At 59.5% G+C, this 18,418-nt stretch carries 15 protein-coding genes; 8 read left to right on the top strand and 7 right to left on the bottom strand.

Going from position 1 to position 18,418, the window contains the following annotated elements; translation table 11 throughout:
- Window positions 1-131: 131 nt before the first annotated feature.
- From AC1DRN_RS12785 to AC1DRN_RS12765, 5 genes are all read right to left on the bottom strand, one after another.
- A complete protein-coding gene (locus AC1DRN_RS12785; RefSeq protein ID WP_223458462.1) occupies window positions 132-767 on the bottom strand; it encodes a lysoplasmalogenase in 636 nt (211 codons plus the stop codon).
- A 2-nt stretch (window positions 768-769) separates the two neighbouring features.
- Window positions 770-1,162 carry a protease inhibitor I42 family protein gene (locus AC1DRN_RS12780; RefSeq protein ID WP_223458202.1) on the bottom strand — a complete coding sequence of 131 codons (393 nt, stop codon included), beginning with the start codon at window positions 1,160-1,162 and terminating at the stop codon, window positions 770-772.
- A 298-nt stretch (window positions 1,163-1,460) separates the two neighbouring features.
- Complete coding sequence (gene lon / locus AC1DRN_RS12775; protein WP_223458204.1) at window positions 1,461-3,878, bottom strand: endopeptidase La; 2,418 nt, start codon at window positions 3,876-3,878, stop codon at window positions 1,461-1,463.
- Window positions 3,879-4,181: 303 nt separating this feature from the next.
- Window positions 4,182-6,593 carry a glucose/quinate/shikimate family membrane-bound PQQ-dependent dehydrogenase gene (locus tag AC1DRN_RS12770; protein WP_223458206.1) on the bottom strand — a complete coding sequence of 804 codons (2,412 nt, stop codon included), beginning with the start codon at window positions 6,591-6,593 and terminating at the stop codon, window positions 4,182-4,184.
- Between the two features lie 223 nt (window positions 6,594-6,816).
- On the bottom strand, window positions 6,817-8,199 hold the full coding sequence (locus AC1DRN_RS12765) for a carbohydrate porin (RefSeq protein ID WP_223458208.1): 1,383 nt from the start codon (window positions 8,197-8,199) through the stop codon (window positions 6,817-6,819).
- A 306-nt stretch (window positions 8,200-8,505) separates the two neighbouring features.
- Between AC1DRN_RS12765 and AC1DRN_RS12760 the strand changes: the two genes are divergently transcribed.
- Together AC1DRN_RS12760 and AC1DRN_RS12755 are read left to right on the top strand one after the other, a co-directional pair.
- A complete protein-coding gene (locus AC1DRN_RS12760; RefSeq protein WP_223458210.1) occupies window positions 8,506-8,736 on the top strand; it encodes a VF530 family protein in 231 nt (76 codons plus the stop codon).
- 2 nt (window positions 8,737-8,738) lie between these two features.
- Window positions 8,739-9,398 carry a Pr6Pr family membrane protein gene (locus tag AC1DRN_RS12755; protein ID WP_223458212.1) on the top strand — a complete coding sequence of 220 codons (660 nt, stop codon included), beginning with the start codon at window positions 8,739-8,741 and terminating at the stop codon, window positions 9,396-9,398.
- A 103-nt stretch (window positions 9,399-9,501) separates the two neighbouring features.
- On the opposite strand, the gene AC1DRN_RS12750 is transcribed toward AC1DRN_RS12755, so the two are convergent.
- Together AC1DRN_RS12750 and AC1DRN_RS12745 are read right to left on the bottom strand one after the other, a co-directional pair.
- On the bottom strand, window positions 9,502-10,284 hold the full coding sequence (locus AC1DRN_RS12750; protein ID WP_223458214.1) for a siderophore-interacting protein: 783 nt from the start codon (window positions 10,282-10,284) through the stop codon (window positions 9,502-9,504).
- Complete coding sequence (locus AC1DRN_RS12745) at window positions 10,281-10,856, bottom strand: PadR family transcriptional regulator (RefSeq protein ID WP_223458216.1); 576 nt, start codon at window positions 10,854-10,856, stop codon at window positions 10,281-10,283. The genes AC1DRN_RS12750 and AC1DRN_RS12745 overlap by 4 nt, the downstream gene beginning before the upstream one ends.
- Before the next feature lie 510 nt (window positions 10,857-11,366).
- Here AC1DRN_RS12745 and AC1DRN_RS12740 point away from each other — a divergent pair.
- The 6 genes from AC1DRN_RS12740 (at window position 11,367) to AC1DRN_RS12715 (ending at window position 18,385) form a co-directional block, all read left to right on the top strand.
- A complete protein-coding gene (locus AC1DRN_RS12740) occupies window positions 11,367-11,861 on the top strand; it encodes a CS1 type fimbrial major subunit (protein WP_223458218.1) in 495 nt (164 codons plus the stop codon).
- Window positions 11,862-11,970: 109 nt separating this feature from the next.
- Window positions 11,971-14,496: a CS1-pili formation C-terminal domain-containing protein gene (locus AC1DRN_RS12735; RefSeq protein ID WP_223458220.1), complete on the top strand. Its 2,526-nt coding sequence runs from the start codon at window positions 11,971-11,973 to the stop codon at window positions 14,494-14,496.
- Window positions 14,497-14,500: 4 nt separating this feature from the next.
- Window positions 14,501-15,727, top strand: a complete 1,227-nt coding sequence (locus AC1DRN_RS12730) for a hypothetical protein (RefSeq protein ID WP_223458222.1) — start codon at window positions 14,501-14,503, stop codon at window positions 15,725-15,727.
- Window positions 15,728-15,787: 60 nt separating this feature from the next.
- Window positions 15,788-16,531, top strand: coding sequence for a molecular chaperone (locus AC1DRN_RS12725; RefSeq protein WP_477786723.1), 744 nt, complete (start codon window positions 15,788-15,790; stop codon window positions 16,529-16,531).
- Between the two features lie 33 nt (window positions 16,532-16,564).
- Window positions 16,565-17,065: a CS1 type fimbrial major subunit gene (locus AC1DRN_RS12720; protein WP_223458226.1), complete on the top strand. Its 501-nt coding sequence runs from the start codon at window positions 16,565-16,567 to the stop codon at window positions 17,063-17,065.
- A 96-nt stretch (window positions 17,066-17,161) separates the two neighbouring features.
- A complete protein-coding gene (locus AC1DRN_RS12715) occupies window positions 17,162-18,385 on the top strand; it encodes a hypothetical protein (protein ID WP_223458228.1) in 1,224 nt (407 codons plus the stop codon).
- Window positions 18,386-18,418: the final 33 nt, after the last annotated feature.

The following is an 18,418-nucleotide window of genomic DNA, read 5'->3' as shown; positions in this document are numbered from 1 at the left end:
TGCGCGGGTTGTCTGATAAAGCGGTGGGATAGGTCTGGATTCTTCGTTGTCAGTGATATCGCTATCGCGAGCAAGCTCGCTCCCACAGGTAAAGCGCTATCCCTGTGGGAGCGAGCTTGCTCGCGATTGGGTCAACTCGGTTTCTGATCAAATGCCGAGGCAGTGATTCCCCATTGCCCCAGCCAATAACTGAGGATGATCACGTAAGGTGCGGCATCGAACGGCACCACAAACCGGCTGATGCCAATCACGCTGTCGGAGAACACAAACGCCACGGCACCACCTGCAGCCAGCAACGCCGAGCGTTTGGGCACATCGGTCCCGAGTCTGGCCAGAGCGCGCCAGAGCATCGCGCTGATGGCCAGGCCATAGACGATCACCGGAATCAACAATGGCCCCAGTCCGTTGGCAATCAGGATGCCCAACAGCACTGCGCCGACCACGAGGGCGATGATCAGCGGCAGCAGCGCCAGGCGCCGGCAATCGCTCAAGTAGGCTTTCAGATAGGCCAGGTGGGCGACCAGAAACGCCCCAAGGCCAAACACGAACAGATCCCCCGGCCATGCCAGCAACACATCGCCAAGCAGGGAGAAGATCAACCCCAGGCTGATCCAGCGCCGATATTCGCCGGGCGGTGCGTCATGCAGCCAGCCGAGCAGGGCCAGCACCGGCAGTGGCTTGACCAGCAGGCACAGCAAGGTGGCGTGCACGCTCAGGCCATAAAGAAAGGTCACCGCACCCATCAGCGCCAGAATCAGCCAGCCCACGCTCAGTTGACCGAGATCGCGCAGTCGAACGAATCCACCGGCAGCACTTCCGGTGCCCACGGCTGTTGCGAGGTCAGGCGCAAGCGCCCGGTGCCGGTCGCGAAGGCTTGAAAACGCCAGGTCGAAACTCCGGCCGAGCCGACGATGCCAGCATCTTCCGGGTTTCGATAAACCTCTGGCCCCAAGGCGTGTAGTACGCCACCGGCCGAATCCTGGATCGCCCAGCGATAACCCGTGGTCGGGTTGCTTGGCAGGGACAGGATCAGGTTTTGCCCGTTGGTGAGCTTCACCGGGCATTCGCTTTGTTTTTCCACGGTCACGTTGTTTGCAGGTTGCGTGGCGCATCCGGCCAGCAAGGCGAGGGCGAGGGGGGCAAGCAGGCGAATGTGGGACATAAAGTCAGTGGCTCCGGCGTTCACGACGAACGGCGAGCATAACTGAAGATGAGGCAAAGTGTGACAGCCAGCCTTGGACTGTGCTGCCAGAGCTGACGCCATCGTCGGATCGCCGCCCGGAGCAAGCTCGCTCCCACAGGGTTTTGCAGTGAACACAAAATTTGTGAACACCACCGATCATTGTGGGGAGCAATGCCCACACAGGTTTTTTACAGTGAACACAAAATGTGTGAACACCACTGACCACTGTGGGAGCGAGCTTGCTCGCGATAGCGGTAGTGCAGGCGCTACAGGAACATCAGAAAAGCACCTTCGCCACATCCGCAAACCGCTTGGCAAAGTGCACGGTAATCCCTTCCTTCAGATACTCCGGCAGTTCCTCGAAACTCCCCTGATTCGCTTCTGGCAGAATCAGCTCGAAAATCTTCTGTCGCCGCGCCGCAATCACTTTTTCCCGCACCCCGCCAATCGGCAGTACATGCCCGGTCAATGTCAGCTCACCGGTCATGGCCACGCCTTTCTTCGGCGGTTGATTGCGCGCCAGCGACAGCAGGGCACTGGCCATGGTCACACCGGCGCTCGGGCCGTCCTTCGGTGTGGCGCCTTCCGGCACGTGCAGGTGGACGAAAGCTTCGTCGAAAAATTTCGGATCGCCGCCATACGACTTCAGATGCGAACTGACGTAGCTGTAGGCGATTTCCGCCGATTCTTTCATCACGTCACCCAGTTGCCCGGTGAGCTTGAAGCCACGGTTGAGGGTGTGGATGCGTGTGGCTTCGATTGGCAGGGTCGCGCCGCCCATGCTGGTCCAGGCAAGGCCAGTGATCACGCCGACACCCGACAGCACCTGCTCGTTGCGGAACACCGGTTTGCCGAGCGACGTTTCGAGGTCTTTCGGCCCGAGCTTGATCACCGCTTTCGGCTCGTCGAGCAGTTTCATCACAGCTTTGCGCACCAGTTTACCGAGGTTTTTTTCCAGCTGACGCACGCCCGCTTCACGGGCATAACCGTCGACCAGTGCCTTGAGCGCGCTGTCGCTGATGCTCAGGCTGCCCTTGGACACGCCGGCTTTCTCAAGCTGCTTGGGCCACAGGTGACGCTTGGCGATGGCGACTTTTTCTTCGGTGATGTAACCCGACAGGCGAATCACTTCCATCCGGTCCAGCAACGGGCCGGGGATCGAATCGAGGGTGTTGGCGGTGCACACGAACAACACTTTCGACAGGTCCAGGCGCAGGTCCAGATAGTGGTCGAGGAATTCGACGTTCTGCTCAGGATCCAGGGTTTCCAGCAGCGCCGAGGCCGGGTCGCCCTGGTAGCTCTGGCCCATCTTGTCAATCTCGTCGAGCATGATCACCGGGTTCATCACTTCGACGTCCTTCAACGCCTGCACCAGTTTGCCCGGCTGTGCGCCGATGTAAGTGCGGCGGTGGCCCTTGATCTCGGCTTCGTCGCGCATGCCGCCAAGGCTGAAGCGATAGAACGGCCGGCCCAGGGATTCGGCGATGGATTTGCCGACGCTGGTCTTGCCCACGCCCGGCGGGCCCACCAGCAATACGATGGAGCCACTGATCTCGCCCTTATAGGCCCCGACCGCGAGAAATTCGAGGATGCGGTCCTTGATGTCGTCGAGGCCGGCGTGGTGTTTGTCCAGCACCTTGCGCGCGTGCTTGAGGTCGAGTTTGTCCTCGCCGTACACGCCCCACGGCACCGAGGTCGCCCAGTCGAGGTAGTTGCGGGTGACCGCATACTCCGGCGAGCCGGTTTCGAGCACCGACAGCTTGTTCATTTCCTCTTCGATGCGTTTCTGCGCTTGTGGCGACAGTACTTTACCGGTCAGTCGCTGTTCGAACTGCTCGAGGTCGGCGCTGCGGTCATCCTTGGTCAGGCCCAGCTCCTGCTGGATGACCTTGAGTTGCTCCTTGAGGAAGAACTCACGCTGATGCTCGCCGATCTTGCGGTTAACTTCAGCGGAAATCTCTTTTTGCAGGCGCGCGACCTCGACTTCCTTGCGCAGCATCGGCAGGACTTTTTCCATGCGCTTGAGCATGGGTACGCAGTCGAGGACTTCCTGCAGCTCACTACCGGTGGCCGAAGTGAGGGCGGCGGCGAAGTCGGTCAGCGGCGACGGGTCGTTGGGGCTGAAGCGGTTGAGGTAGTTCTTCAGCTCTTCGCTGTACAGCGGGTTGAGCGGCAGCAGTTCCTTGATCGCATTGATCAGCGCCATGCCGTAGGCCTTGACCTCGTCGGTCGGCTCGGTGGGCTGGTGCGGGTATTCGACTTCCACCAGGTACGGCGGGCGGTGATGCTTGAGCCAGGTCTTGAGGCGTACGCGGGTCAGGCCCTGGGCGACGAACTGCAGTTTGCCGTTTTCGCGGCTGGCGTGGTGCACCTTGACCAGCGTGCCGTACAGCGGCAGGGCCGAGGTGTCGAAGTGGCGCGGGTCATCCTGGGGCCTGTCCATGTAGAACAGGGCCAGGGAGTGGTGTTCGGACTTGGCCACCAGGTCGAGCGTCTCGGCCCACGGCTCTTCGTTGACGATGACCGGCAGGACCTGGGCCGGGAAGAACGGTCGGTTGTGAATCGGGATGATGTAGACCTTGTCCGGCAGGTTCTGGCCGGGCAAGGCCAGGCCTTTGCCGGGTTTGTGCTGTGGGGCGTTTTGCGGATCGGCGTATTCGCTCGGGTCTTCGGGGAATTCCTGCTGGTCGCTCATGGGGGCACCTGCGCAATGGGTATGGGTCTTAGATGGGGCAGGTTGGCGGTGGTTTCAACGGTCATTTTCTGCAATGCGGTGTTTCGCTGGTGTGTTCAGCGCAGAGACAGGTTAGCTGGATTTCGGCGCGACACCGTTCAACTGTAGGAGCGAGCCTGCTCGCGATAGCGGTCTGACAGCCACTTCAAGGATGTCTGTCATGTCCTCATCGCGAGCAGGCTCGCTCCTACAATGGGACGATGGTGACCATAAAAAAGGCGACGCCTGTGAGGGCGTCGCCTTTCAATGAACCGCCGCTAAAACTTACTCGGACAGTTTGTACGCGATCACATAGTCACCCATTTTGGTGCCCAGTGAGCCGTGACCACCGACGACCAGCAGCACGTACTGCTTGCCGTCCTTGCCGGTGTAGGTCATCGGCGTAGCCTGACCGCCAGCCGGCAGGCGCGCTTTCCAAAGCTCGTTGCCGGTGTTGACGTCATAGGCGCGCAGGTATTGATCCAGCGTGCCGCTGAGGAAGCCGACGCCGCCGGCGGTGACCATCGAGCCGCCCATGCTTGGCACGCCGAGTGGCAGGCCGATAGGCAATGGCGAGCTGTCGCGGCTGGTGCCGTTCTTGCGTTTCCACACGATTTTGCTGGTGGTCAGGTCGATGCCGGCCACGTAGCCCCAGGCCGGAGCCTGGCACGGTACGCCGAACGGCGACATGAACGGGTGCATGATCACCGCGTAAGGTGCGCCCGTGTTCGGTTGCACGCCCGCTGTTTCGCTCTCGCGCTTGCTGCCGGCCGCGACTTCGGCGCGAGGCACCATTTTCGAGACGAAGGCCATGTAGTTCGGGCTGGTGAACAGCATCTGGCGAACCGGGTCGACCGAAACGCCGCCCCAGTTGAAGACGCCGACGTTACCCGGATAGATCAGGCTGCCCTGTTCCGACGGCGGGGTGTACTGACCTTCATAACGCAGCTCCTTGAACTGGATGCGGCACAGCATCTGGTCAAACGGGCTGGCGCCCCACATGGCTTTTTCGGTCAGTTCCGGGGCCAGCAGGTTCAGGTCCGAACGGGCCTGGGTCGGCGCGGTGTGGTCGCCTTTCACGGCGCCTTGCGGAGCCGGGATTTCCTTGATCGGGATGATCGGCGTGCCGTCGCGACGGTCGAGGACGTACAGGCTGCCTTGCTTGGTCGGTTGGATCACAGCCGGCTTGATGCCGTCGGCGGTTTTCATGTCCAGCAGGGTTGGCTGGCTGCCGACGTCCATATCCCACAAGTCGTGGTGAGTGAACTGGTAGTTCCAGCGCACCTTGCCGGTGGCCAGGTCCAGCGCGACCAGGCCGGCACTGAACTTCTCGGCGCCCGGGGTGCGGTCTGCGCCCCACTGGTCTGGGGTCTGGTTGCCCAGTGGCAGGTAGACCATGCCGAGTTTTTCGTCGACGCTGGCCAGCGACCACATGTTGGCCGAGTTGCGGCTGTAGTGCTCGCCCTCTGGCAGCGGTTCGGTTGCGTCGGGATTGTTGCTGTCCCAGTTCCACACCAGATGACCGTCGTGTACGTCAAAGGCCCGGATCACGCCGGATGGCTCGTTGGTCGACTCGTTGTCGGTGACGTGGCCGCCCATGATCACCAGGTCACGGGTGATCGCTGCCGGCGAGGTGGCGTAGTAGCCACCTGGGGTGAACGGTCCGATGCCTTGAGTCAGGTCAACCAAACCGTTTTTACCGAAATCTTCGCAGACCTTGCCGGTGTCGGCGTTGAGTGCGATCAGGCGCGCATCGGCGGTCGGCAGGTACAGACGACGCGGGCAAGCCTGGGCGACGGCTTTACCGGCCTCGGAAATCACTGCGGAGGCCGCGTTTTCAGACTTGGCGTAGGCCGCTTCGTCGTAGTACGACACGCCACGGCAGGTCATGTGGGCGAAGCCCTTGAAGCCCACCGGGCTCTTGATCTGCGGGTCGAAACGCCACAGTTCCTTGCCGGTGTCCGGGTCCAGCGCCAGCACCTTGCTATGGGCGGTGCAGGCATAGAGCATGCCGTTGGCCTTGAGGGGGGTGTTTTCGTTGGTCAGTTCCACCGGGTCATCGGCGGTTGGCAGGTCGCCGGTCTGGATACGCCAGGCTTCTTGCAGCTTGCCGGCGTTGGCCGGGGTGATCTGCTTGAGCGGCGAGTAGCGGTCACCGAATTCGCTGCGGCCATAGGCCTGCCAGTCGCCTTCGGGCATCTGCGGCGCAGTGCTGGTCATGTCAGCCGAGTCACGACCCAGTTCGCCCAAGGTCTCGCCCGGATGGGTGAACTGGCTGGCCACGGCGGTGGCGCCGGCCAGGACCACGGCCACGCTCAAGGCGCCAGTGCCCATGGGGGCAGGGCCGTTGATCAGCAATGGACGACGGAACCACGGCAGCAGCATCACCACACCGAGGGCGAACCACAGCGCCAGGCGCGGCACCAGTTGCCACCAGTCCAGGCCAACTTCCCACAGCGCCCAAACGGTACTGGCGAACAGCACCAGTGCGTACAGGCCTAGCGCCGCGCGGCGGACGGCGATCAGCAACACGCCGCTCAGCGCGATGCCGATACCGGCCAGCAGGTAATACAGCGAGCCGCCAAGCATGCTCAGCTTGATCCCCCCGGCCAGCATGGCCAGGCCCATCAGTAGAAGCAGAATGCCGAGCAGGGTCGGCAACAGACGGCTTCGACTCAAGGCACCATCAGTGCTCATAGTGTGATTCTCCGTGACGTTTCAAGTAGTCCCGCGCAAGTTCACTGTAGATGACGATCCGGCGCGGGCGTGGTTCAGATAAATCGATTCAGTTGACGCATACCCTTGTAGGAGCGAGCCTGCTCGCGAAAAACCCGAGAACGACGCGGGGTATCAGGTTCGCAGCGTTATCGTTGACGTCCATCGCGAGCAAGCTCGCTCCCACAGGTTTTTTCGGTGTTTTTTAGAAAGAAGACTGGACCTTGATCCCGCCGATCAGCGCGTCATCGACCTCGTTCACGCCACCGGGATGGCGGATGTATTGCAGGTTCGGGCGTACGGTCAGCCAGTTGGTCACATGCACGCCGTAGTAGAGTTCGGCGCTGTACTCGGTGTCTTGGGGCGGCAGGAAGGTCGGATTGTCGAAATCGAAGACCGCGTTGGCCTGGTTGGTCGCCTCGGCATTTTTGCGAAAGGCCGGGTTGACGTGAACGCGGGCCATGGCGAAACCGATGTCGTCCCGGGCGCGCGCGTCGAACGGGCCTTTGTAGACAAGTCCGGCCTGGACGTAGTTGTCGATCGCGTTGGTCTTCTTGTCGTGCATCGTGCCGTTGGCGAACAGGCTCAGGCCACGGGAGTGGTCGCTGGCCAGGCTGGTGACTTGCTGCTGAAGGCCCAGCCACAGGCCGTGCTTGCTCGAGGCGCTGCGGTAGGCTTCGCCACTCAGGGCGGCAGGCTGGCCATTGCTGTCCTTGTAGACATCGGTGGCGCTGGCGCTGCTGTAGTAGTAACCGGCGCGGTATTCACCCGGCAGGCCATTGAGCTTCGGCGTCCACACCAGTTCCACCGGCAGGACCGCGCCCTGGGTGCCGCTGCCGCTCAGCTTGAAGCCGTTGTTGCGATCCAGGTTCGACGAGTTCTGCTCAAACGCACCGATCTGCGCGTACAACTGCGGCGTCAGGTGATATTTGACCCGCATCGCCCACTGGCTGACCGGCCAGTTGTACCAGATGTCACCCGCCCAGTTGCCGACCTGGGATCCGCAGAACGCTAGGTTCTGGAAGTCGCAGGGGAAGCTGTTGAAGTCTTCGCCTTCACCGAAACGGCCGACCTTGATGTCGAGTTTTTCATCGAAGAATTTCTGCTGATACCACATCTGCGTCAGGCGCCAGGTCTGGCCGCGGCCCCAGACTTCCTGGGCCGAAGTGAAGCCGCCGACACGCGGGTCGTTGATGCGGTCGTTGCTGATGTTGTTGCCGTTGCGTTCGGTGATGGTCAACTGGAACTCGGCGTCATCCCAGCCGAGGATCTTCTGCAAGTCCAGGTGGGTGCCCAGGCCGAACTGGTCGCTGTAGCGCGCGGTGCGGTCATGGTCGTAGCCGCCGTGCAGATTGCTGCCCATTTCACCGGTGTAATCGACTTTGAAGTCGTAGCCTTTTTCCGCGAGTTCGGTGCGAGTGCCATTCCAGTCACCGAGCATCCACGGTGAATCGCTATCGAAGGCAGGTGCCGCCTGAACGCAGGAGGCAAGGCCCAGCGCGGTGAGGCCACCAATCAGGGGCAGGAAGTTTCGATGGGCAGCAGTTGCAAAGACAGCGCTGTCTCGCAAAGATTTAAAGTCAGGCATAGAGACGGAGTTCTTGATCTTTTTCTGGGGGATAAACGGAAAGCGGCAGGCGTGAAATTAGCAGAAGAAGCGTTTCAGCAGGCGGCGGGCGCAAGGATAATGATCTGTTACAAATAGAGAAAGGGCTTTTGCTGACATGCATCGTTTCGGATTTGGTAACAGTGACAAAAGATCGCAGCCTGCGGCAGCCCCTACAGGATACGGATTCCAATGCAGGAGCTGCCGCAGACTGCGATCTTTTCCGTTTCACCTACATTTAACGTAAGGTGCGCGGCTTCCAATTCCCACTCTGCTCGAAGGCCCGGCATGACCGAACACAACTCTGACCCGCTGCACGGCGTGACGCTGGAACAGATCCTCAACGCGCTGGTTGAACACTACGAGTGGTCGGGGCTGGCCGAACGCATCGATATCCGCTGCTTCAAGAGCGACCCGAGCATCAAGTCAAGCCTGACGTTCCTGCGTAAAACCCCATGGGCGCGAGAAAAGGTCGAACGCCTGTATGTGAAGTTGATGCGCACCAAACGACCGCTTTGAACATGGTCAATCCGTCCGGGTTTCGCCGCCGTTTTGTGGCTGTGGCTGCCACGCTCGGCTGGGCGGGATTGAGCATCCAGATGTACCTGATTCTCCATTCACGCTGGACGCTGGGCGCCAGCCTGATCGGCGGGCTGATGAGTTTTTTCAGCTATTTCACCGTGCTGAGCAACACCCTGGTGGCGACCGTGCTGACCTGTGAATGGACAACCCGCGAGTCAGCCGCGCGCCGTTGGTTCCTGCAGCCTTGGGTCAGCAGTGCGATTGCCGTGAGCATCGCCGTGGTGAGCCTGGCCTACAACCTGCTGCTGCGTCACTTGTGGCACCCCGAGGGTTGGCAATGGCTGGCCGATGAGCTGTTGCATGACATCATGCCAGCGCTGTTTCTGGGGTATTGGTGGCGTTATGTGCCCAAAGGCACATTGCGCGTGTGGCACATCGCGCTGTGGGTGATTTATCCGCTGCTGTATTTCGCCTATTCACTGTTGCGCGGGCATCTGCTGGCGGTTTACCCGTATCCGTTCATTGATGTCGACAAGCTGGGTTATCCACAGGTGTTCATCAATGCCGGCGGGTTGTTGGCGGGGTTTGTGGTGATTGCGCTGCTGGTGATCGGGCTGGATCGGTGGCTTGGATCTCGCACCAAGAGTCAGCGTTTGTAGTGTCTGAGGCGCCGCCATCGCGAGCAGGCTCGCTCCTACAAAGGGCGGGTGTACACAGTTCCAGTGTGGGAGCGAGCCTGCTCGCGATGGGGCCTGACGCCAGTTACTCCTCCTCGCTGTCCCCCAGTTTCCAGTAGCCAATCGCCTTGACGAATTGCTCGTCCAGCCCGTGCTCATCGAGCAACACCCGACGAATCTGTCGCGACACTTTGCTCTCGGTCGCCACCCACGCGTACAGGCTGCCGACAGGCACCTGGATCTGGCGCACGGTGCTCAACAAATGATCTTTGCCACCTTCGCGCAGCACCCAGATCACATTGACCTCGGCCGCACTGTGCAGCACTTGCTGCTCCTTGCCGTTTTCCACTTCCACGATCACCAACGCACGGCGGTTGGCCGCCAGGCCTTCCAGGCGCCGGGCGATGGCGGGCAGGGCGGTTTCGTCGCCGATCAGCAAGTAGCTGTCGAAGATGTCCGGCACGATCATCGAGCCACGGGGCCCGCCGATGTGCAGGAACTGCCCGGGTTTGGCCTGCTCGGCCCAGGTCGAAGCCGGGCCGTCGCCGTGCAGCACGAAGTCGATGTCCAGCTCCAGGGTATTGAGGTCGTAGCGGCGCGGGGTGTAGTCGCGCATTTCAGGCAGCGGGCCGTTGTCCTTGCCTGCGCCCAGCACCAGGGTTTCCAGCGCCACCGCTTGCTCGGCGTTCTGCGGGAACAGCAGTTTGACGTGATCGTCTGTGCCGAGGCTGACGAAGCCTGCCAGTTCGGGGCCGCCCAAGGTAATCCGGCGCATGCGCGGGGTCAGGTCGACCACCCGCAGCACCTCCAGGCGGCGGCGTTTGATTTCGTGCATGACACGGTGAATGGTGGTGATCACTTCAGTCATTCGGCGTTCTCCTGAACGGGTTGAACGGCGGGGCCGTCGACGATGGCTTTGGCGGTGTTGTTGAGCAGATCGCGTACCCGCAGGATTTCCTCCGGGCTCCAGCGGCCATGGTGCATTTGCAGGGCGTGGCGCAGGTTATGCACCGCTTCGTGGATTTCCGCCGGACGATCATGGCCGCGCAATGAGCGCTTGCTGACTTCGATCCGCATGCGCACGCCGTCTAGGGCAATCGCTTGTTCACTTAAAGACAGACGTCCGGCGTCGGTCACGCTGTAACGTTTTTTTCCACCTTCGGCATCGCCCTGAATCATTTCGCTCTCTTCCAGAAAGGTCAGGGTTGGGTAAATCACCCCAGGGCTTGGGCTGTAGGCGCCGTCGAACATGCTTTCAATCTGGCGGATCAGGTCATAGCCGTGGCAGGGCTGTTCGGCGATCAGCGCCAGCAGCAGCAATTTCAAATCGCCAGGTGCGAAGACCCTGGGGCCGCGACCACCGCGTTCGCGGCCGGGGCGTTTCTCGAAGCCGTCGCGGCTGTCACCGTGTTCGCGATGGGGGGAATGATGGTCTCTCATTTCGTCTGCTCTCGTCGTGTTTAGATATAACTTAAGATATATCTTCAGTCTGAATCAAGGCGTTTTCCGTGCGGGGCGACCTCATGCCGACGAGCGGTGGCGCAGCAGAATGTATGGAATCCATCGAAAAACCCCTGCCGCCTGCCTCTCTTTCTACGAACACCCGTTTATTCAAGAATCTTAAAGTTATTACTCTAAAATTTTTGAGTTTATATTTTAAAAGGTGTAAAACCCCCATGTTAAATGGCTGGAATCGCTGTCTGGTTTTTTCAATAAAACTGTATGTAGGGCATAACTTACAGTCACTGTTTGATATTTTGATTTTTTGCGGTTTTGTCTTTCTGGTCATGAGGTTGTTGAACTACGAACTCATAGGAAGTTGCCTGCTTACTTTCCAGAGCGATAAGTCGATCATGCCCCGGCGTTGAAAGCGTACAGCCACCGGATTTTACGGCTATGAGCTGTCCGAACTTTCAATGGGCCGAACCTTTAAAAGAAAACAGGTACTGAATGATGTTCAAGAAATTTGCAATCGCTGCCCCACTGGCTGTTCTGGCTCTCCAATCCTCCATGGCTTTCGCCGCGGGCGAGGCTGCTCACTCGATCAATCTCATCGCTCACGTGCCAACCAATGGCTTCTATGTAGTGCCAACCGACCCTGATCTGGTCAACAAGGATCAGGACATGAGCTTCCAGCCAGCCACTGGCAAGATGGGAGAGGTCAATGGTTTCTTCGACGTGCGCAACAATAACGGCTCGGTTCACGCCAGTCTGGAAAGTGCACCTAAATTGATCTCTGGTGCTCAGTCGATTGATTTGAAAGTCGAGTTCAATAACAAGGAACTGACGCTCACTCCACAAATGGTCGTGGGTGAATCCGAGTCTGACGCGAACTACCGCGCGCCGCTGAAAATCACGGCCAAGGGCACAACTTTCCAGCCGGGTGACTACACCGGTGTGGTCGCAATGACCTTCGACGCCGTTGCTCCGGTCGGCACGCCTTGATCGAGCTTCATGGCAACAAACGCTAACTGCTCAAGTGGCGTTAACCGGCGGACAACCTGACCGGCCTGTCCGCCGGATTCCAACCCGTTCGTAACCAGAGTAAGAGTTCATGTTCCCGATGACACCCATCGCGGCTGCGCTTGCGCTGTTGTTTTGTGCCAGTGCAGCGGCGGCTCCCGTTTCTTCCGCCGGTACGACACCACGAAGTCTGTTGGCCCAGGCCAAAGGTCTGCCGGCAGATTTCGAGGAGCATTTTTTTGATGTGCCTCTGGCTGTTCGGGTGGAACTCGATCAGCAACCGCTGGGAGAGGCGATGGTGGTGTTGTCCCGTGATGATCGCATCACGTTACTTGAATTTACCGACACCAGCGAAAACCGCTTCGGCCCCGCCGAGCGGGAAAAATGGGCCAGTTATCTCAAGCCAGGCGTGCCGCTGGGCACATGCACCGGTTCGTGTCCGGATCAGGTGCTTGCCGTGCATTACAACCTGGAAAACTCCCTCGTCTCGATCCTCACCGAAAATGCTGAGCGCGACGTCGAGGCCAAGCGTTATTACGAACAGCCCGATGGCGGCAGCAGCGGTCTGATGGTGCGCAACCAGCTCAATCTCAATGGTGGCCAGGATCAGGATCTGGGCGGGCGCTATGGCCTTGAAGCCAGCGCGAGCCTGGGCAACTGGAGCCAGACGTTCAATATGCAACTGGCCCGCCTCGGCGGTCCGGATGACAAGCTTTACCACGCAGTGCACGAGCTTTACACCCAGCGCGAATTGCAAGGCAGTTTCTTTCGCCTGGGCTATTTCACCCCCAATTCCGAAGGACTGACCCGCCAGCCGCGCACGTTCGGCACCAGTCCCGATACCGCTGTCGGCGTCATGTACGGCAGCTCCGACAGCCTCGCCATCAACAGTCCGATGCCCAGCGTCTATCCGATCTACGTCACGGCCAACCGCCAGGGCTCGGTGGAAATCTATCGCGACGGTCTGTTGATCAATACCCAGTCGGTGCCCGCCGGTTTGCAGACCCTCGACACCCGTCCGTTGCCGGGCGGAATCTATGAGGTGGAAGTGCGCCTGATCGAAGACGGTCAGATCACCTCCACCACCCAGGAACTTGTCTACAAACCCAACAACTGGCGCAACCTCGATGAGCGCTGGCGCTACAACCTGTTCGCCGGGGAAGAAAGCAAGCTGCTGAGCAACTGGGACCAACAATCCAGTGGCAGTCCCACGGCAGGAGCCTCGGTCAATTACCTGATGCACCCTCGAGTCATCCTCGGGCTGTCGGCGCGGCAAATCCGCGAAAAACTGCAATACGGCAGTTCCATCGACTGGACCCTGGCCAATCACATCAGCCTGTTCGCCAACGTGTACCAGACGCAGGATCATGGCACCGGCCTCGATCTGCAAAGCCTCTATAACTATGGCGCCGGCAGCGTGGTGATCAGCCACAACCGCAGCTGGCTGGACACCACCAATCTTTTCGAAACCCTGCCGGATGGCACCCGGGTGCGCCAACGTAATGTGTTCGTCGGCCAGACCAGCAACTCCTCGCTGGCACTCAATCATCGACTCAGCAGCAAAAGCACGATCAATGCGCGGGTGTCCCACAGCGAGGGCAACGTCGAAGGCGTCGGCCTCGATCTGGGCTGGAACCAGCGCACCAACCTGTTTGGCAGCGATGGCAACTGGCGGCTGTCGTTGTTCGATCGGCCGGGCAGTTTCAGCAGCGGTAATGACCGCAATCGCGGCGTCGACTTGAGCGTCAACCTGGCACTCGGCGCACCTGGACAGCAGATCAGCGGCAGTATCGGTTCGCGCACGGCCCGGGATGGCGGTCGCGACAACAACGCCTCCATTGGCTGGCGCAAAGACCTGAAAGACCATGTGCTGCAAAACGTCTCGGTGACGGCGCTCACCGACACCTACGGCGTCGGCGTTTCCAGCCTCGCCAACTTTCGTACCGACGCGATCAATGGTGATGGTTTCGTTCAGCGTTCGTCCTTCAACGGCAATTTTACCGGCGGCCTGAACCTGGACAGCACCCTGGCCATTGGCGCCGAGAAAATGATGCTGACCAGTCAGCATGAGATGCGCGGCGCGGCGCTGATTGTCGATGTGGAATCGGACATCGATGACATTACCCTGCGCGCCGACGATTACAGCGGCGGCGGTGCGATGTTGAAGCCCGGCCGCAACTTCATCCCGATTACCGCGTATCAGAACAGCTCGGTGAGTTTCGACTTCGAGGGCAACCATGTCCCGGCGGCGACCATCGAGCCCGCCCGCACCCGCTATCACCTGAACAAGGGCGGGGTGGAGTACCGCAAGGTCCGCGTGATGAAAACCCTGACCGTGCTCGGCCGGCTGGTCGATGCCAAAGGCCAGCCGCTCAAGGGCCATCACGTGATCAACCACGCCAGTCGCGGGGTGACGGAAGTCGATGGTTTCTTCTCGATGGAAATGAATGCCGGTTCACCGACGCTGGAAGTGCGTCAAGGCAACCAGTTGCTGTGCCAGTTCCGTCTCGATGCCAGCCGACATCGCAGTGAAAACAACGTGTTGATGATCGGGGATCTGCGCTGCACGCCGGACACCCTGGCGGATGTCACATTCACCGAACGGACGGCGGGTTGAATCTATGAAAAAGTCTTTGTGTTGCCTGGGGTTGTTACTGGCGCTGAGCGTGCCTGAGGCGCAGGCGGTGAATCGGGAGATCCGGGCGCTGTTTCAGCCCGATCCGTCACAGCCGAGCAGAAACGTGTTTATCAACAAAACGTCGAACAGTGGTTATTGCGCGAGCTATCCGGGCGAATGCGAGCAAAACAATATGTTCAGCATTCAATTGCCGATCCGCTTCACTGCCAGCCGCTTCATCGGATCTGGAGAAGGGATCCCGTTGAAGGTGCCGGCAAACTGGCGACGACTGACGGTGACTAACGCCGCGACACAGGAGAGGGAGACCGTTGAAGTGCGCATTACCGGCGTCGGCTCGAATTTTTTCCTGAGTGAATCGGCCGCCAAGCTGGTGGGAGTGAGCGACCCCCTTGAAGGCCATCAGAAACTCTGGACCAGCAGCAGTTGGGTTTATGCGCCTGCGCCCTGCCGGTACAGCGGTGTCGGGTCRTACAGCCCTGAGAGCTATCGGTTTTTCTGGAAAACACCCGTAGAGGCCTCCTGCGTCAAGGTAGCGGCTTACTTCATTCCGTCCATTTACTTCGACACCCTCGATTTTGCCTATGAGCTGCGCACCCCCAATCCGTTGGGCATGTCATCCGGTCTCTATACCGGTGCAATGTCGTACAGCATTGGACCTGGCGGCGATTTCGATATGGGGCAGGTGTTGCTTCCGAACGACGGCAACCTGACCCTGGACTTTGTCCTTGACGTACAGCACACCCTGAAGGTGGAGATTCCACCCGGCGGCAACAAAATCGTGCTGGAACCCCAAGGCGGATGGCGCGGCTGGCTGGAACAGGGGCGCAAGCCTGTGCGCCTGTATCGCGATCAGACCTTCAATATTTCCGCCTCGTCGCGATTCACGATGAGGCTGGACTGCGAGCACCACGATGCGGGCGCCGGCTCGGGCTGCGCCATTGTTGATCGTGGAGGGCGTTACGGGGGAGCTGTAGAAATCAGCGTCACCTTGCCTAACGGGTTGACCGACAGCGCCGGGCAACCGGTCAGGCGAATGCCGTTGAGTCGCCGTGCTCCTACAAGCCCGTTTCTGCCGGGTATCTATGTCGATCGCAAGCCCGGAACGCTGCATTTCGAAGTGGACGAGCGGTACACCCACTGGCTGATAGACAAATCCGAAGGTAGGCCTTTCACAGGCAATGTCACAGTGATCTGGGATTCTGAAGTCTGATCGTTCGGGGCTGGCCCATTTTTTACTTTTTGTTTTTTATTTTTTATGAGGTTGAGGACGATGAAGCGTCTGTTATGGCTGTGTGTGTTTTGCGTGTATCCCCTGGTGGTTCAGGCCGGGCCCCAGATCAATGTCGGCACCGTATACGACTATCTGGATGCCGATAAAAGCACCTATTTGAAACGGGTGTTCAACAGCGGCGACAGCACCGCTTTCGTCAAGGTCAACGTGCTGGAAATCGTCTACGACACCGACGGCACGCCGAAGGAAATACCGGTCACCACGTCCGCCGATGGTGCCTCGCGCAATGGCCTGATGGCCAGTCCCGCGCGGCTGATCGTTCCGGCGCAGGGGATGCAGGGCACCCGTCTGTTGTACATGGGCGAGCGTGACCGTGAGCGCTACTTTCGCGTGCGCTTCGTGCCCGTTGTGCCGGAAAAGGAAGATGAGTTTGYGGTGTCCGGCGAAGAGCGCGACGACTACAAAAAGAACCTGTCAGCGGGGGTCAACGTGATGACCGGGTTCGGCACCGTCTTCTTCGTTCGGCCCAAGGATGCTCGATTCGATAGCGCCGTCAACGAAACCGACAAGCGCTACGAGCTGCGCAACAACGGCAACACGGTGGTCATCATCGATGAATTCAAAAGCTGCTCCTTGAGTAATGAGAGTGAGTGCGGCGCGACCACCAAACATCACGTCATGGCGGGCAAGACCTATGCCTTCGACAAGGAAAAGGGCCGTGAATACCGGTTCACCCTGATCGAGGGCAACAGCAAGAAAAACCTGAAGATCGTCAGCCGCTAGGCCGGCTTTCCATTGACGCAACGGGTATCGAACATGATCAAGCAATGCGCCGCCGTCGTGCTGACGGCAATGACCGTACTGATGGGCTCCTCGACATGGGCTGCCCGGGAGGAACACACCTTCGAGGTGTCCGTGATTATCCCGACGCCCGCGTTTTACGTGATCCCCGCTGAAGCGGACTGGATCCACCGGCCACAGCGACTGAACTGGAACCTGTCGAATTCGACCTTGAGCAGCGTGCGCAAGCATTTTGATGTGCGCCACGACAGCAGCGCGATTGAAGCGCGCCTGGAGGCGGCTCCGTACCTGTCCAACGGCAGGCCCAGTGACGATATCGCGTTGCGGGTCAGTTTCAACGGGGTGGAATTGAGCGCCGACATTGCGCCGCGGCAAGTGGTGTCGGCGGCCGACGCGATGACAGGCTCACGGGTGTTGCTGCAGATCGATCCGGTGAAGCCGGTGGGGGGTTACAAGCCGGGGGACTACAGCGGCAGCGTGCTGATGTTGTTCAGTGCCAAGGCGCCGGGTGAGTGAGTTCTCCCTACAGCGGGGGTGATGATCGATGTTCAACGGTGCACGCCGCAAATCCTTGTCGATCGTAAAGCCCACCGATTGGAAACAGGTAGAGAAATGAAAAAATACAAGGGTTGGCTTGGGTTGTTAGTGGCATTGAGCATGCCTTCGGCAGAAGCGATAAACCGGGAGATCAGGGCGTCGTTCCAGCCGGATCCGTCTCAACCCAATAAAAATGAGTTCCTTAACAAAACGCCAAACAGTGGTTATTGCGCGAATTATCCGGGTCAGTGCATCGAAAACAACATCTTCAGTATTGAATTGCCGGTTCGTTTCAGTTCAGATCGCGCCATCGTGCCCGGCGAAGGTATTGCGTTGAAGGTACCGGCCAATTGGCGGCAGGTAACAGTGACGAATAGGGAGACCCAGGAAACGGAGACCGTTGATGTGCGCATCACGGGCATTGGTTCGAACTTAGTCCTGAGTGATTCAGCGGCCAATCTGACTGGAGCACCCAACGCGCGTGAAGGTCATGACAAGCTCTGGGTCGGCAATGGTTGGGTTTATGCAGCGCAGCCCTGTCGTTACAGTGGTGTAGGGGCATATGGTACCCATTCCTACCGATTTTTCTGGAAATCGCCAGTGGAGGCACCCTGTGTCAAAGTAGCCGCTTTCCGAATCCCGTCCATCTCTTTTGAAACTATCGATTTTGCCTATGAACTACGCACCCCCAATCCCTTGGGTATGTCGAGCGGGCTTTACACCGGTGCCATTTCCTACACCATGGGCCCCGGCGCCGATTTTGACCTGGGCCCCTCGATGAGTCCTGATGAACGCAGCCTGGTCCTGGATTTCGTCCTCGATGTTCTGCACACCCTGAAAGTGGAAATTCCACCCGGCGGCAACAAAGTCTTGCTGGAACCCCAGGGCGGGTGGCGCAGCTGGCTGGAACAGGGGCGCAAGCCTGTGCGCCTGTATCGCGATCAGACCTTCAATATTTCCGCCTCGTCGCGATTCACGATGAAGCTGGAATGTGAGCATGACCTGGGCTTCGGTTCGGGCTGCGCCATCATTGATCGCGAGTCGGGTTACGGGGAGGCAGTCGATGTCAGCGTCAGCTTGCCTGGCGGGTTGACCGACAGCGCCGGGCAACCGGTCAGGCGAATGCCGTTGAGTCCCCATGCTGCCACAAGCCCGTTTCAGCCCGGTATCTATGTCGATCGCAAGCCTGGAACGCTGCATTTCGAAATGGGCGAACGTGCCACCCACTGGTTGATAAACAACGCCAGGGACAGGCCTTACACAGGCAATATCACCGTGATCTGGGATTCGCAAGTATGAGCGCTACAGGCAGTGCAGCGTCGGTCAGCCAGC

It is taken from the genome of Pseudomonas sp. P5_B3 (genome assembly GCF_056400405.1).
This window is presented reverse-complemented; position numbering and strand designations above follow the sequence as displayed.

What these genes read in the sequence shown, in the direction of transcription:
- AC1DRN_RS12780 (WP_223458202.1), bottom strand. Translation starts at nt 1,162, where the DNA reads ATGTCCCACATTCGCCTGCTTGCCCCCCTCGCCCTCGCCTTGCTGGCC.
- lon (WP_223458204.1), bottom strand. Translation starts at nt 3,878, where the DNA reads ATGAGCGACCAGCAGGAATTCCCCGAAGACCCGAGCGAATACGCCGAT.
- AC1DRN_RS12770 (WP_223458206.1), bottom strand. Translation starts at nt 6,593, where the DNA reads ATGAGCACTGATGGTGCCTTGAGTCGAAGCCGTCTGTTGCCGACCCTG.
- AC1DRN_RS12765 (WP_223458208.1), bottom strand. Translation starts at nt 8,199, where the DNA reads ATGCCTGACTTTAAATCTTTGCGAGACAGCGCTGTCTTTGCAACTGCT.
- AC1DRN_RS12760 (WP_223458210.1), top strand. Translation starts at nt 8,506, where the DNA reads ATGACCGAACACAACTCTGACCCGCTGCACGGCGTGACGCTGGAACAG.
- AC1DRN_RS12755 (WP_223458212.1), top strand. Translation starts at nt 8,739, where the DNA reads ATGGTCAATCCGTCCGGGTTTCGCCGCCGTTTTGTGGCTGTGGCTGCC.
- AC1DRN_RS12750 (WP_223458214.1), bottom strand. Translation starts at nt 10,284, where the DNA reads ATGACTGAAGTGATCACCACCATTCACCGTGTCATGCACGAAATCAAA.
- AC1DRN_RS12745 (WP_223458216.1), bottom strand. Translation starts at nt 10,856, where the DNA reads ATGAGAGACCATCATTCCCCCCATCGCGAACACGGTGACAGCCGCGAC.
- AC1DRN_RS12740 (WP_223458218.1), top strand. Translation starts at nt 11,367, where the DNA reads ATGATGTTCAAGAAATTTGCAATCGCTGCCCCACTGGCTGTTCTGGCT.
- AC1DRN_RS12735 (WP_223458220.1), top strand. Translation starts at nt 11,971, where the DNA reads ATGTTCCCGATGACACCCATCGCGGCTGCGCTTGCGCTGTTGTTTTGT.
- AC1DRN_RS12720 (WP_223458226.1), top strand. Translation starts at nt 16,565, where the DNA reads ATGATCAAGCAATGCGCCGCCGTCGTGCTGACGGCAATGACCGTACTG.
- AC1DRN_RS12715 (WP_223458228.1), top strand. Translation starts at nt 17,162, where the DNA reads ATGAAAAAATACAAGGGTTGGCTTGGGTTGTTAGTGGCATTGAGCATG.